The sequence below is a fragment of the Novosphingobium percolationis genome (assembly GCF_020179425.1).
GTDB classification, from domain to species: Bacteria; Pseudomonadota; Alphaproteobacteria; order Sphingomonadales; family Sphingomonadaceae; genus Novosphingobium; species Novosphingobium percolationis.
Genome location: NZ_JAILYM010000006.1, coordinates 1 through 14050 on the forward strand (window position 1 = coordinate 1; position 14050 = coordinate 14050).

The 14050-nt window shown below is 63.6% G+C and carries 14 protein-coding genes; 13 read left to right on the forward strand and 1 reads right to left on the reverse strand.

What is annotated here, in order from left to right; translation table 11 throughout:
• The first annotated feature begins 155 nt into the window (after positions 1 to 155).
• The 8 genes from K3A84_RS15065 to K3A84_RS15095 all read left to right on the forward strand — a co-directional run bounded on the left by K3A84_RS15065 (position 156) and on the right by K3A84_RS15095 (position 5989).
• A complete protein-coding gene (locus tag K3A84_RS15065) occupies positions 156 to 2117 on the forward strand; it encodes a strawberry notch C-terminal domain-containing protein (protein ID WP_318248318.1) in 1962 nt (653 codons plus the stop codon).
• Positions 2118 to 2268: 151 nt separating this feature from the next.
• Entirely contained in the window at positions 2269 to 2451 is a 183-nt protein-coding gene (locus K3A84_RS15070) for a hypothetical protein (RefSeq protein WP_225010186.1), read from the forward strand.
• Positions 2451 to 2573: a hypothetical protein gene (locus K3A84_RS20420; protein ID WP_263626345.1), complete on the forward strand. Its 123-nt coding sequence runs from the start codon at positions 2451 to 2453 to the stop codon at positions 2571 to 2573. Before K3A84_RS15070 ends, K3A84_RS20420 begins: the two co-directional genes overlap by 1 nt.
• Before the next feature lie 72 nt (positions 2574 to 2645).
• Positions 2646 to 3107 carry a hypothetical protein gene (locus tag K3A84_RS15075; protein ID WP_225010187.1) on the forward strand — a complete coding sequence of 154 codons (462 nt, stop codon included), beginning with the start codon at positions 2646 to 2648 and terminating at the stop codon, positions 3105 to 3107.
• Positions 3100 to 3621 carry a hypothetical protein gene (locus K3A84_RS15080; protein WP_225010188.1) on the forward strand — a complete coding sequence of 174 codons (522 nt, stop codon included), beginning with the start codon at positions 3100 to 3102 and terminating at the stop codon, positions 3619 to 3621. The genes K3A84_RS15075 and K3A84_RS15080 overlap by 8 nt, the downstream gene beginning before the upstream one ends.
• Positions 3602 to 3895, forward strand: coding sequence for a hypothetical protein (locus K3A84_RS15085; protein WP_225010189.1), 294 nt, complete (start codon positions 3602 to 3604; stop codon positions 3893 to 3895). The genes K3A84_RS15080 and K3A84_RS15085 overlap by 20 nt, the downstream gene beginning before the upstream one ends.
• A 94-nt stretch (positions 3896 to 3989) precedes the next feature.
• Positions 3990 to 5180 (forward strand): DUF932 domain-containing protein, encoded by a 1191-nt coding sequence (locus K3A84_RS15090; protein WP_225010190.1) that lies wholly within the window; start codon positions 3990 to 3992, stop codon positions 5178 to 5180.
• A gap of 56 nt (positions 5181 to 5236) precedes the next feature.
• The gene (locus K3A84_RS15095) at positions 5237 to 5989 is read left to right on the forward strand and encodes a sigma factor-like helix-turn-helix DNA-binding protein (protein ID WP_225010191.1); all 753 of its coding nucleotides are present in this window, start codon (positions 5237 to 5239) and stop codon (positions 5987 to 5989) included.
• A 119-nt stretch (positions 5990 to 6108) separates the two neighbouring features.
• Here K3A84_RS15095 and K3A84_RS15100 read toward each other — a convergent pair whose 3' ends face one another.
• The gene (locus K3A84_RS15100; protein WP_188064310.1) at positions 6109 to 6378 is read right to left on the reverse strand and encodes a metal-sensing transcriptional repressor; all 270 of its coding nucleotides are present in this window, start codon (positions 6376 to 6378) and stop codon (positions 6109 to 6111) included.
• A gap of 92 nt (positions 6379 to 6470) precedes the next feature.
• Here K3A84_RS15100 and K3A84_RS15105 point away from each other — a divergent pair, with 92 nt between their 5' ends.
• From K3A84_RS15105 to K3A84_RS15125, 5 genes are all read left to right on the forward strand, one after another.
• Positions 6471 to 7847, forward strand: coding sequence for an MFS transporter (locus K3A84_RS15105; protein WP_449867096.1), 1377 nt, complete (start codon positions 6471 to 6473; stop codon positions 7845 to 7847).
• Positions 7801 to 8301 carry a hypothetical protein gene (locus tag K3A84_RS15110; RefSeq protein ID WP_225010192.1) on the forward strand — a complete coding sequence of 167 codons (501 nt, stop codon included), beginning with the start codon at positions 7801 to 7803 and terminating at the stop codon, positions 8299 to 8301. The genes K3A84_RS15105 and K3A84_RS15110 overlap by 47 nt, the downstream gene beginning before the upstream one ends.
• 95 nt (positions 8302 to 8396) lie before the next feature.
• Positions 8397 to 9620, forward strand: coding sequence for a TolC family protein (locus tag K3A84_RS15115; protein WP_225010193.1), 1224 nt, complete (start codon positions 8397 to 8399; stop codon positions 9618 to 9620).
• A complete protein-coding gene (locus K3A84_RS15120) occupies positions 9617 to 10768 on the forward strand; it encodes an efflux RND transporter periplasmic adaptor subunit (RefSeq protein WP_225010194.1) in 1152 nt (383 codons plus the stop codon). Before K3A84_RS15115 ends, K3A84_RS15120 begins: the two co-directional genes overlap by 4 nt.
• Complete coding sequence (locus K3A84_RS15125) at positions 10765 to 14001, forward strand: efflux RND transporter permease subunit (protein WP_225010195.1); 3237 nt, start codon at positions 10765 to 10767, stop codon at positions 13999 to 14001. The genes K3A84_RS15120 and K3A84_RS15125 overlap by 4 nt, the downstream gene beginning before the upstream one ends.
• Positions 14002 to 14050: the final 49 nt, after the last annotated feature.

The following is a 14050-nucleotide window of genomic DNA, read 5'->3' on the forward strand; positions in this document are numbered from 1 at the left end:
GCCAGAGAGAGGAGCCCACTCTGAGCTGCGCGCAGCCCAATGATGCGCCCTCTTACCTCAAGCGAGGAATCTCAATGCTTAATCAATCTATTACTTCAAATAATACACACCCCAGCAGGACAGAACAGCGGTTTTTCGGTCAATTGTTGGTCGCTATGAAGCTACCAACCGTCATTGGTGCAATCACGAAGGACGTCGCCGAAGGGCGGCATGTTATCGTTCAGTTGGTCACGACCGCCGAGGCAATGCTGGACCGGCGCCTGGCCAGCCTTTCGGCAGACGAGCGCGCCCATCTCGATCTCGAGCTCAGCCCCCGGGAATATATGATCGACTATCTGAAATCCGCCTTCCCGACCCGGATGATGCGTGTGTTCAAAGGGTCCGACGGCGAACCGCGCTCTGAACTGATGGTCGATGAGGACGGCAATCCAGTCCACTCCCAGGCCGCGCTTCAAGCTCGCGACGACCTCATCGAGCGCCTGTGTTCGATGCCCGCGATCCCAACGGCGCTCGACGAGCTGATCCGCGAATTCGGTACCGATGCGGTTGCCGAGGTGACCGGACGGACCCGCCGGTTGGTCACCGACGGCAGCGGCCGGCAGCAGATCGAACGCCGGACGGCGCGCAGCAACATCGGAGAGTCCGACGCCTTCATGACCGGTCGCAAGGCGATCCTGGCTTTCTCCGATGCTGGTGGGACCGGCCGCAGCTATCATGCCGACCGCAACTGCCCGAGCGCCGACCGCCGCCGCGTCCACTATCTGCTCGAACCCGGTTGGCGTGCCTCAAGCGCGATCCAGGGCCTGGGCCGCTCGAACCGGACCAACCAGCTCACCGCGCCGATCTTCCGCCCGGTGACGACCGATTGCCGGGGCGAACGGCGCTTCATCAGCACGATCGCGCGCCGCCTCGACAGCCTGGGCGCCCTTACGCGGGGACAAAGACAGACGGGTGGTCAGAATTTGTTCGATCCGGCGGACAATCTGGAAAGTGACTATGCGCGTGACGCGCTCAGCCAGTGGTATCATCTGCTTTATCGAGGCAAGCTCACCAGCGTCACGCTAGACGATTTCACCCGTATGACCGGGCTCAAGCTCGTCGATCAAAATGGCGGCGGCCTTCTCGAAACCCTGCCCCCGATCCAACGCTGGCTCAACCGGCTGTTGGCACTGCGGATCGGCACACAGAACGCCATCTTCGAGGAATATATGGCGCTGATCCAGGCACGGATCGATGCCGCGCGCGATGCGGGGACGCTCGATGTCGGCGTCGAGACGATCAAGGCCGAGCGTATCGTGCCGCTCGATGAGCAGGTTCTGCGCCGCGACCCCGTGACCGGCGCGGAAACCAGGCTCTGCCGCCTCGAGCTTCATCATCAGCGTCGAGCGACTCCCTTTGCGCGCGTCATGGAAACATGGTCCGGGACGAAGGACATCGCCTTCTTGAAGAACGGTCGTTCGGGCCGGATCGCCCTCAGGGTGCCGTCCTGGTCTATCCTGGACAATGATGGGCACTCCATCCAGGTCTGGGAGCTGATCCGGCCGGTCGGATCGGAGCGGATCCGCCAGTCTGCACTCGCCGAGAGCCATTGGCGCCCCATCGACGAGGCCGGCTTTCGCGAGGCCTGGGGCGTGGAATGTGCGGACATCGCGACCCGGATCGATATCGAGACGATCAACATCGCGACGGGTCTGTTGCTGCCTGTCTGGAATCGGTTGCCCGACGACGACGTCCGCGTCTGGCGGATTTCCGATGCCCAGGGCAATTCGCTGCTGGGCCGCATCGTCTCGCCCGCCGGGTTCGAGAAGCTCGCCCAGTCCTTCGGCGTGACCATGGCGATCGCCTTGTCTCCCGCAGAGATCGTCGCCGCAGCGCGAGCCCGCGACGGTGTCGCAATCCCTGCGCTGCCGGGAGCCCGGCTTCAGCGTTCCTATGTGAACGATGCGGCGCGACTGGAGATCAAGGATTTCCCACCCGCGCAGCGTGAGCGGCTGAAGGCGCTCGGCTGCTTCACCGAGATTATCAGCTACAAGACCCGGCTGTTCGTTCCCACCAACCGCGCCGAGGATATCCTTTCGGCAATAGCCGCAAATTCCACGGCCGGCATCGCCGCCTGAATGCGGTCGGCGGTGTGAGGAAGTCCAAACCGTTCGCCATTAGCGGCAATCTCGACCCACGAGCCTGTGGCGGACCAGCGCTCTTGGGGAGGGAAGAGGGGGAGCGGATGTGGTCCGCGAGTGGTTCGCCGGACCGCACCGGAGATTTCCTATGACCGACCCCGATCCGATCGGCGCGCTTTTCGTCGAGAGCTTCAACCTCGACCTCGCGGCGCTTCATTCCGCCGCCCGTGTCGCGCTGCCATCGAGCGGCAACCATCCTGATATGCTCGAGCTCCAGGACGACGAGGGCATTTTCTCAGCTTCGTGCCTGCCGATGCATCGCCTGAAATAGTGGCGATCGCCTACCGGCTCTACGGCCAGGGCCTCAATCACGGTGTTCGCGCCGGCGAGGCAGCGGCATGGGCGAAGCTGCGATATCTGATCGGCGCTGCTGCTGCCGGTGACCCGGCCTGAACAAACCCGCCGCCGTGCAGGACTGAATCCCCGAGGCGGCTTCCCTTCATCGATCATCGCAGGAGGCCCATCATGGCCGACCGTGTTTCCGTCACTATCCGCATCGGCGGCTCGCTACCGCGTGCCCAACTTGCCGCGTTCATTGCCGTCGTCGAGGATGAAGCGCTCACCGATCCGCTCGGGGAGTATTTCTCAATGGACCAGATCACCGGTTTCGGCCCCCTCGAACTCGCGGCCGACGAAGTTGCCTGGGGCCGCCTTGAAACTCTCGAGGCCTTCTGTGTCGACAATCGGCTGCCTTTCCAGCGCTGGTGTGGCAGCTATCCAGGAAGCTGGGAGGCTGAACGCGTCGTGTTCGACGGCGCGACCGACCCACGCTCCTACACCGTCACCGATAACGACATCGTCGTTGTCACCGAACCGGAGGTCCGCTCGCTCGGCACCTTCGAGGCCGTCAGCGCCTATCTCCAGTCGGCAACATTGGAACTGCCCCCGCTGACCATCGTCGATGGAAAGGAGCAGGATCATGGCTGACACCTATGTTCAGGGCTGCTTTGCCTTCTCCTGCTTGCCAGCGGAGATGGCGCTGCTGGAGGAAGCCTTTCAGGCGAGCTATGGCCTTGGCGAGGGCTACAACCCCGACACGGTGAATCCGAGCCCCGAGTTCCTGGCGTTATTCCCGGCCTCCGCGGAAGATCGCTGGGCTGGCTTTCGCGACATCTTCTCCGACCGCGATTTTCCATCCTTCGGCGCGGTTTTGACGGGCAGCAACCTAGCTGATCCCCTGATGGTCACTGCCGTCATCACATCGGAAATCGCCCTCGATCCCGAGGCAATAGCCAAGCTGATCCAGCGCTGCTGCGCGGCAACGCTGCACACGGGGCCGATCGGTTTCGAATGGAGCGTCACCTGCTCGCGAATGCGCGTCGGAGAATTCGGCGGGGGATGGTGCGCGATCTTCCACGATCGGATCGAGATCGAAACCACCGGCGAAGCCCTTGCGGCAGCGATCGCCAAGGAGACCTCCGATGGACGAACCCACGATTGAAATGTGGCGGGCGCTGCTCGATTTCCGGGCGCGCCATGGACGCTATTGGAAGCGTGTCCTTTCGCTCAAATGGATGAACGGAAGCGACGAGTTCGAGCATTTCTCGGCATCGCTGCGGATGGTGCGCAACCAGCTTGGGCCGACCTGGCTCTACGCTCTTCGGCCCGCGGCCCTCGACATCGCCGCGCGTCGTCTCGCCACCCTCGATTCACAAGCTGACAACTGCGGGGCCGAGCCTGTGGTTAGCCGCGAACCTTGCCCGAACGATCATTGACGCCGGACCGGCGAAGGGGAGGGGGTCTTGGGGGGATGTGCGGCGGACGGAGGAGACGACGTTCCGCGCGCGCAGCCAGCATCAGGAGATCCCCATGAACATGCTCGCCACCGTCGATCGCCCAATATCGGGTGCCTACAAGGTTGATATCAGCCGCGGCCGCAACGTCAGTCGCGTTTCCTCGGAATGGTTCTCGCGCCCCGAGGACGAGCGTTACCTTTCGCTCACCAGTCTCTATGATCGCGTGCGTGCCCGTGCCGATGCGGCGACAACCCGGGTCGTCGAGAGCCGGGCCGTCCGCGTCGAGGCGCGCAGCGACAATCCCGAGCGCCTCTCACTCCTGGTGCCCGGCAGCGATGAACCGGTTGCTCCCACCAACTGGTCGTTCGGCCAGATGTGCAGCCTGGTCGGCGCGCCGGCCTCTTATCTGCGCGATCTGCCGGCAGCGCTTGCCGGCATCAATCTCCAGCATGGCCTGATCGCGCATCGCGGCGAACAGGTGAAGCTGCTCCAGACGCATGATGGCCGCACCGAACTGCGGGCGGTCACCGGCCCCGACTATGGCCGGATCTGGGATCATGAACTGGTCGCGGCGGTGATGAAATTCGCGGGCGACGGCGTCGGAGATACACGGTGGAAGGTTCCGGGCGTGCTCGACTGGGGCACGATGCGCTACAATCCTTATGTCGATGTCAGCCGTGACACGACCACCCTCTATGCCTCCGATCGCGACGTCTTCCTCTTCCTGGTGGATGATACCCATCCGATCGAAGCGGGCCGGCTGCCCAATGGTGACCCGGACCTCTATTTCCGCGGCTTCTATTGCTGGAACTCGGAAGTCGGCTCGAAGACGCTCGGCATCGCGACCTTCTATCTCCGGGCGGTGTGCATGAACCGGAACCTCTGGGGCGTCGAGAATTTCGAGGAGATCAATATCCGCCACTCGAAATTCGCGGCCAATCGGTTCGCGCAGCAGGCGGAACCTGCTCTGACCCACTTCGCGGATTCCTCGCCAGCCCATTTCATCAACGGCATCCGCACCGCCCGGGACCGCATCGTCGCGCGCACCGACGAGGATCGCACGAGCTTCCTGCGCAACCGCGGCTTCTCCAAATCCGACACCGCAAAGGTCATCGCCACCGTCCTCGACGAGGAGGGGCACCCCGCCGCGTCACTCCACGACTTCGTGCAGGGCATCACGGCCGTCGCGCGACACAAGACCCATCAGGACGATCGCCTCGATCTCGAGGGCAAGGCCCGAAAGCTGATGGAACGCGCCAACTGACCGCGTTGGCGCCGGACACGGTCCGGCGCCACGCTTCCAGATTCTGGAGACTTGCCATGACCGAGAATTCGGTGGCGCCGACGCGCGCCTATCGCGTTGCCGTCGATTTCCTGAGCGGGGATCAGTGCTTCGCCAGCGAGCAATATGATATCGAGGCTGAAGATACCGCCCAGGCTGTCCGTCTTGCTCTCATCCGGGCAGAGGACAGTATCTACCACGATCCGCGTGTCCCCGATCTGGGCCTTCGCGCCCATGTCGGGCCGGTCACCGATGGGGATGATCCGGATCCTCAATCACCCTGTCCCGCGGCTGCCCAGAAGCCCGTCTGTCCGGATTGCGGAAGCGATGGAATCGTCCGCGACGCCACCGCCAGATGGGATCCGGACGAACAGTGCTGGTCGATTTCGGGACTCTTCGACAATGAGACCTGCGACGATTGCGGGGCCGAAGGGGATGACTTCGCCAATTGGGTCACCATTAATCCGAAGCCACCCGCCGACTGCGTCTTGTCTGTTAGCAATAGAGCCCTTCCAGTTACTGGGCCGGTCGAGCTGGAAACCACATCCGATCAGATGCCTGCCGAGATCTTGTCCGTTCCGGCGATTGACGCGATCGCCTATCGTTTGGCGATTGCTTCACTGCCACCGGAACGCCGGGCAATCTTCGAGATGCACCAGATTGGCGGTCTACCCTATACCGAAATCGCCGAATGCACCGGCATCTCCGTCGCGGACATCGAGCGAGAGATCGCTGCGGCGCTCACCCACCTGACGATGTGCCTTCGGGGCGATCTCGATCACCCGGTATGATGCCAACCAGATCCTTGTTCCTTCGTCCGCACGGCACGATCGGCGCGCCATCACCGCCGCCGAAGTTCTTGGTGTCAGGGTCGATGAGACACCTGTCTCCACGGTCGTGGCAAGTTACGTCATAGATATTTGGAGATCGTCCGAAACTCCTCGACGGCCGAGCCTACATTCTTGTCCGCCTCTGCGTGGGACAGGCAGTGATCGATATGATCGTTGATCAGCGCCTTTTTCGCGTTCGCCACTGCCTTTTCGACTGCATGAAGCTGCTGCGCGATATCTACGCAAGGCCGACCCGCTTCGATCATCTCGACGATGCTGCGTAAATGTCCCCCGGCCCGGCTGAGCCGTTTCACAATCGCTGTATGGCTGGCGTGCCTGTGATCGGTCATCAAATGGTCATCCTATGGATCAGCGAGCGGGACACTCAGGCTCTTTACATATCCCCCCGGGGAGGTTAGCTCAAGCGCGTCCTATATCCCCCATGGGGGATATGGTCGCAATCAATCGGAACAAACGCCACGTGCTCTCCGTCCTGGCAAACCGCACCTATCGCCATCTGTTCATGGCCCAGGTCATCGCGCTCATCGGCACGGGGCTCGCAACGGTTGCGCTCGGCCTGCTTGCCTATGATATCGCCGGCGGCAGCGCTGGCGCGGTGCTCGGCACGGCGCTCGCGATCAAGATGGTTGCCTATATCGGTGTTGCGCCGATCGTTGGCGCTTTTGCCGACCGCCTGCCACGTCGCGCGTTTCTCGTCAGCATGGATCTCGTGCGGATGGCTGTGGCAATTTGCCTGCCGTTCGTGAGCCAGGTCTGGCAGATCTATGTCCTGATCTTCGTGCTGCAATCGGCTTCCGCGGCGTTCACGCCGACCTTCCAGGCAACCATCCCCGATATCCTGCCAGAGGAGCGCGACTATACCCGCGCGCTGTCGCTGTCGCGGCTCGCCTATGACATGGAGAGCCTGACCAGCCCGATCCTCGCTGCCGCGCTGCTGACCGTCATCAACTTCCACTGGCTATTCTCGGGCACGGCGATCGGGTTCCTGTGCTCGGCGCTGCTCGTCGTGACGACGGTCCTGCCGCGCGCGGCGAAGTCGGAACCAAGAAGTGGCGGGATTTACGCCAAGACCACGCGGGGTACGCGCATCTATCTGGAGACGCCGCGCCTGCGCGGGCTGCTGGCGCTGACCTTCGCTTCAGCCGCGGCGAGCTCGATGGTCATCGTCAACACGGTGGTAATCGTGCGCGGCAATCTCGGTCTCACGCAGCGCGATGTTGCCTTCACGCTTGCCGCTTTCGGTGGAGGCTCGATCCTTGCCGCGCTAACCCTGCCACGCATCCTCGATCGGGTCGCCGATCGTACAATCATGATTGGTGCTGCGGCAGCAATGACGATCGGTCTCGCCCTTCTGGCGGTGCTCACGGCAAGCTTTGGAACAGCCCCCGATTATTGGCGAATGGTCCTGATCGGCTGGTTCATACTCGGGATCGCCTATTCGATGAGCGTGACGCCATCGGGCCGATTGCTTCGACGGTCGGCCAATGCGAACGACCGCCCGGCCTTGTTCGCTGCCCAATTCGCGCTCAGCCACTGCGCCTGGCTGATCTGCTATCCCCTGGTGGGCCAGTTGGGCGCCAGCATCGGGCAGACGGCGGCATTTGCGGCGATGGCGGCAATCGCGGCCGCCGGAACCCTGGCCGCCTTGTGGCTCTGGCCCAGCGCCGACCCCGATAGGGTAAACCATGACCATGCGGATCTCGCGCCCGATCACCCCCATCTGCTTGGCGATCACGGCAAGGCGACGGAGCATGCGTTCGTCATCGACGATTTCCATCAGCGCTGGCCCCGCCAATGATCTTCGACTGGCCCGCCATGATCGACACCATGCAACGCGCTTGTGGACCGGCCGTGTTCGCGATACCCGTATCGACATGACGGCATCGTCGGTCAGATTGCGCGCTTCGGTGCGGGCCTGTGCCCGCATGCGCCTTTTTGCGCTCTCGGCGATTTTGGCAATGTTCGGAATGCTTGCGCTTGCAACCTGGCATGACGCGATGCCGCACGTCCATGATGTCGGGCATGTCGTGAGCGTCGATCGGGATCATCATGATCACGTCCCGGCCGAGCAGCCGGACACGCCCGACCTGATGCATCTGGCGGCTCATGCGGTACTCCAGACAATCGACGTGCCCGCGCAGGCTATGGTTGAATCGCTGCTGAAGCCTGTCGCCGCGATCTGGGCGCGCGCACCCGCCGAAGCGGCGCGGTCCATCGCACCTTCGTCTATTCTGCGTCCCCCGCGAGGCTGATCCACGCGTGTAGTGCGTGGTGTCTTTGCAGCTTTTTTGGGGATGAGAATATGAGAGCCTTTATGGGCCGGCTGCCGCGTCGCGTGGTGCCCGGCATGATCGTCGCGACCTGCGTCATTGCGCTGTGCGCGCCCGCACAAGCGCAAGTGGCGCCGCCGTTTGTTACACTGCTACGGCAGACCGCCGATGCGCCCCGGCGCATCGAAAGCGAAGCCGAGGTCCGCCGGTCCGAAGGTCTAGCACGCCAGGCGCGCGCCAGACCCAATCCGACGATTGGCGTTCTCACCGAGAATGTCGCGGGATCGTCTCCCTATCGTGGGTTCGACCGCGCCGAGACGACACTCCAATATAGCCAGCCGTTGGAAATCGGCGGCAAGCGTTCGGCGAGGATCGCGGCCGGAGAGGCGGGCGTCGCCGCATCCCGCGCGCGCGATCGTGACGCGCAGATTCGCTACGCTTATGATCTCGCGCGCGCATATGCGGCGGCTGAGGTCGCCGATCAGAGGATAATGCTGGCCGAAGGCGAGGTCGAGCAAGCGCACAATATCCTGCGCGCCGCTCGGGCCCTGTTCGATGCGGGCAAGGAAGCGCGGCTGCGCGCCCTCCAGGCAGAAACCGCGTTGAATGCGGCCAGCGCCGTTCTTGAGGCGGCAAAAGCGGATCGCATTGCGGCCTACGCCCGTCTCTCCGCACTCGCCGGTGTCGAGGAGACTTTCACCGGCTTGTCGGAATCGCTCCTGGCCATGCCCGTCGCTGCACCGACTTATGGCCCCGTCGATCCGATGACCAGTTCATCGTATCTCGCCGCCCGGGCAGAGCGGGAGGCCGCCGAGCGCCGCCTGACCGCCGAAAAGAAGCGGGCGATCCCCGATGTGACGGCGATCGTCGGCGTGCGGCGCCTCGACTATGAGAATGCGACCGCACTGACGGCGGGCGTCTCGATCCCGCTCAACATCTTCGACCGCAACCGTGGTAACATCGCCGCCTCGCAAGCCGAGGCACAGGCCGCCGCTGCAAGGTTGGCCATGGCCCGCAACGACGCGATTGCCGAAGCCCGCGCGGCACAAGCGCAGATTGTAGCCGCACAGTCGCGCGTCGCTGCCGCCGAGGCGTCGCAAGGAACCGCGCAAGAAGCCTATCGCCTGGCACGCATTGCCTATGAAGCCGGCAAGTCCCCGCTCGTCGAACTGTTGAATGCCCGTCAGGGCCTCGGTGCGGCGCGAGGCATCGTTCTCGACGCCAAGGTCGCCAGCTTTGAGGCACGCGCGCAACTCGCCCGCCTTCAGGGTCGAACCATTTCCGGAGATGAGATCCAATGAACCCCGAACACAACAAGCTTTATGCCGGGGCCGCAATCGGTCTCGTCCTTGCCGCCCTTGCCGGTTTCGGCGTCGCCAGGATGACTGGCCCGTCCGCACCGACAGTCGACACGGAGGCGGCCGCCTCCACCGCTCCGACCGACACGGTCGCGATCACCCAGGACGGTATCAAGACCTCTGGGATTGGCCTTGCACAAGCGGCAGCCGGTGGCGTCGCCGGCATTATTCTCGCCAGCGCCACAGTCGAGGCAACGCCTGACGCCGAAGCAGTGCTCACTGCCCGGGCAGCGGGCACCGTTACCCGCATCTTCAAGCGGATCGGCGATCCCGTCAGCGCGGGTGAGACAATCGCCCTGGTCGAAAGTCGCGAGGCGTCGGCGATCGCAGCCGGCCGCAGTGCCGCCGCAGCGCGGGTTACGCTTGCAGGCCGGCAACTGGCGCGCGAGCGAACGCTGCTCAACCAGGGGGTGTCGCCTCGGGCTGACTATGAGACCGCCGAAGCCAATCTCGCCGTCGCCCAGGCCGAAGCCCGGCAGGCAAGTGCTGCGGCCAGCGCGGCAAGGGTCGCGGGCGATGGCAGGTCAGTTGCGGTGATCAGTCCGATCTCCGGCCGCATAACATCGGCACCCGGCAATCTCGGCGCATTCGTTCAGGCCGAGACCGAGCTGTTCCGTGTCGCGGACCCCCGTCGCCTCCAGGTCGAGGCGAGCGTGCCGGCAGCGGACGCATCACGTGTGAAGGCGGGCGACGGGGTCGAGTTGACGACAAAAGATGGCGCGAAGGTCGAAGGCCGGGTCCGCTCGGCAACCGGCGTGGTCGATCCGCAGACGCGGCAAGCAACGATAATCGTGACACCAGATGTCGGCGGGAGCCTGATCGCGCCGGGTCAGCTCGTCCAGGCGCGTATCTTCGCCAGCGGCGGCGCAGCCTCGGGCGTTAGCGTGCCGCAGGATGCGGTCCAGACGATCGGCGACCGCTCGGTGGTGTTCGTGCGAACCCGCCAGGGGTTCAAGGCCCAGACCGTGCGGGTTGGAACGCGCAGCGGCGGCATGGTCGAGATTGCCGCGGGCCTCCCTGCAAACACGGTGATCGCCACCACCAATGCCTTCCTGCTCAAGGCCGAGCTCGGCAAGGAGTCGGCGGAATGATCGCGCGGATATTAGGGCTCTCGGTCAGAGCGCGATGGGCCGTTGCGTTCATCACCTTCCTCGTCGTCCTGTTCGGTGCCTGGCAGATCACCCTGTTGCCGATCGACGCGGTCCCGGACGTCACCAACCGCCAGGTCCAGATCAACAGTTTCGTGCCCACTATCGGACCGGTCGACATGGAGAAGCAGGTCACCTTTCCCGTCGAGACCGCGCTTGCCGGTATTCCCGGCCTGCAGATGACCCGCTCGCTCACGCGCAACGGGTTCAGCCAGGTCACCGCGGTCTTCAAGGACAGCACCGACATCTATTTTGCTCGGCAGCAGGTGACCGAACGGCTCGCGCAGGCCAAGGACAGCCTGCCGGCCGGGGTGCAGCCCCAACTTGCGCCGTTGACGACGGGTCTTGGTGAGATCTTCATGTTCAGCGTCGCATTCGAACATCCCGACGGCAAGGGCGTGAGAGCCGTCGACGGCCGACCAGGCTGGCAGACAGACGGTTCCTATCTGACGCCCGAGGGCGAGAAACTGACCACGGTGGTTGCCAAGGCCGCTTATCTGCGGACGGTCCAGGACTGGATCATCAGGCCGCAGATGCGCACCGTGCAGGGTGTCGCGGGTGTGGATTCCAACGGCGGCTATGTGAAACAATATGTCGTCGAGCCCAATCTGACCGCGCTCGCGTCCTATGGCATCTCGATCACCGAACTCGCCGACGCGCTCGAACGGTCGAACCTGTCGGCAGGCTCCAACTATGTCCGCCGCGCCGGTGAATCTTTCCTCGTCCGCGCCGACGCACGGCTGCGGTCGGTCTCTGACATAGAAGAGGCGGTGATCGCGACACGCGCCGGCGTGCCGATACGCGTGAAGGACGTCGGCGACGTCGTCATCGGCGGCGCGGTGCGGACCGGATCCGGCAGTGTCGGTGGATCGGAGGCGGTCATCTCGACCATCCTGATGCTCACCGGCGAGAACAGCCGCATCGTCGCCAATCGCGTCGCCGACAAGCTGGTCGAGATCAACAAGATGTTGCCGCCCGACGTGGTTGCAAGCCAGGCCTATAACCGCTCGAAACTGGTCAATGCGACCATCGCCACGGTCGAGAAGAATCTGGTGGAAGGCGCACTGCTGGTCATCATCGTGCTGTTCCTGCTGCTCGGCAACATCCGCGCGGCGCTCATCACGGCGGCCGTAATCCCGATCACCATGCTGATGACCGCGGCGGGCATGAATGAGCTTGGTGTCTCGGGCAATTTGATGAGTCTCGGCGCGCTCGACTTCGGCCTGATTGTCGATGGTGCGGTCATCATCGTCGAAAACGCGCTCAGGCGGCTGGCCGAACGGCAGCACAAGGAAGGAAGACTCCTAACCCGGCTCGAACGCCTCACCGAAACCACTCACGCCGCACAGGAGATGGTCCGGCCAACGGTCTATGGCCAGGCCATCATCTTCCTCGTGTTCATACCTTTGCTCACCTTCCAGGGCGTGGAGGGCAAGACGTTCGCACCGATGGCAATCACGTTGATGCTGGCGCTGGCCAGCGCGTTCATCCTGTCGATCACGTTCGTGCCCGCGATGATCGCATTGCTGGTGACCGGCAAGGTCAGCGAGACCGAGGTCAGATCGATCCGCTGGTTCAAGGAGAAATATCAGCCGGCGCTCACCCGCGCTGTCGCGCGGCCAATGCCGTTCATCTTCGGCGGCGTTGGCGTGTTCGCGGCAGCGGCACTGTTGTTCGGTACGCTCGGACAGGAGTTCATGCCGCAGCTCGACGAGAAGGACATCACGGTCACCAACTTCCGTATTCCGTCCGCGTCGATCGACCAGTCGACCGTGATGCAGCTCCAGATCGAAAATGCACTTAAGACATTGCCCGAGGTTGCATTGGTCTTTTCAAAGAACGGCAATGCCGATCTGGGCACCGATCCGATGCCGCCCAATGCGTCCGATACCTATGTCATCCCAAAGCCTGAAAAGGAGTGGCCCGCCGAGGTCAAATCCAAGGAGGATATCCTTCGGCGGATCGAGGAACGGATGAAGCCGCTGATCGGCAACCGTACCGAGATCCAGCAGCCGATCCAGATGCGGTTCAACGAGCTGATCGCGGGCGTTCGCTCCGACGTGGCCGTCAAGCTTTATGGCGACGATCTCGATGCCCTGAGCGAAGCGGCGGGCCGGATCGCAACCGCACTTCGGACAATACCGGGCGCGGCGGACGTGCAGGCGGAACAGACATCTGGCGCGCCGACTTTCGACATCAAGGTCGATCGCCAGGCGGCGGGGCGCTACGGCCTGTCGGTCGAGGAGGTCGCCAGTACGGTCGCTGCCGCCCTGGGTGGACGCGAAGCGGGCTTGTTGTTCGAAGGCGATCGACGCTTCGATGTCGTGGTGCGACTGCCCGACGCACAGCGCGACGATATCGAGACCTTGGGCTCTATCCCGGTCATGCTGCCATCCAGCGGTGTCGGGAACGCGCGTTCCATTCCGCTCAGCGAAGTGGCGCGATTCAACTACACAGAGGGGCTTAACCAGATCAGCCGCGAGAATGGCAAGCGGATGGTGGTGGTCCAGGCAAATGTGCGCGGCCGCGATCTTGGCGGATTCGTCGCCGAAGCCCAGGCGAAGATTAACGATGTGAAGCTGCCTGCCGGCGCCTTCATTGAGTGGGGCGGCCAGTTCGAGAGCCTCCAGTCAGCCTCCCAGCGGTTGGCGATCGTCGTGCCGCTTTGCTTCGTCCTGATCTTCGCGTTGCTCTACATGGCACTGGGCGGCGCCTGGCCGGCGCTGGTCGTGTTTACGGCCGTTCCCATGGCCCTGGCCGGAGGTGTGTTTGCTCTGGCCTTGCGCGGGATACCGTTCTCGATCACGGCGTCGGTCGGGTTCATCGCGCTGTCGGGTGTCGCGGTCCTCAATGGCCTCGTCATGATGAGTGCGATCCGCAAGCGGCTTGACGACGGCGAAGGGATTGACGGCGCCATCATTGGTGGCGCGATGGAACGTGTACGGCCCGTGCTGATGACTGCCCTGGTCGCGAGCTTGGGCTTCATCCCGATGGCGCTTGCCACCGGAACCGGAGCGGAGGTGCAACGACCGCTTGCGACCGTGGTGATCGGGGGGCTCATCACATCGACGGCGCTGACGCTGCTCGTTCTTCCGGCGATTTCGGCGCTGATGTTCCGAATACTCGCGAAACGGAAGACTGCCGAAGAACCGACGGCCGATTTGGTGCAGGCATGAAACAGGCCGCCCTGGCGAAAGCCGCAGGGCGGCCTGTCTCGATGTTTCC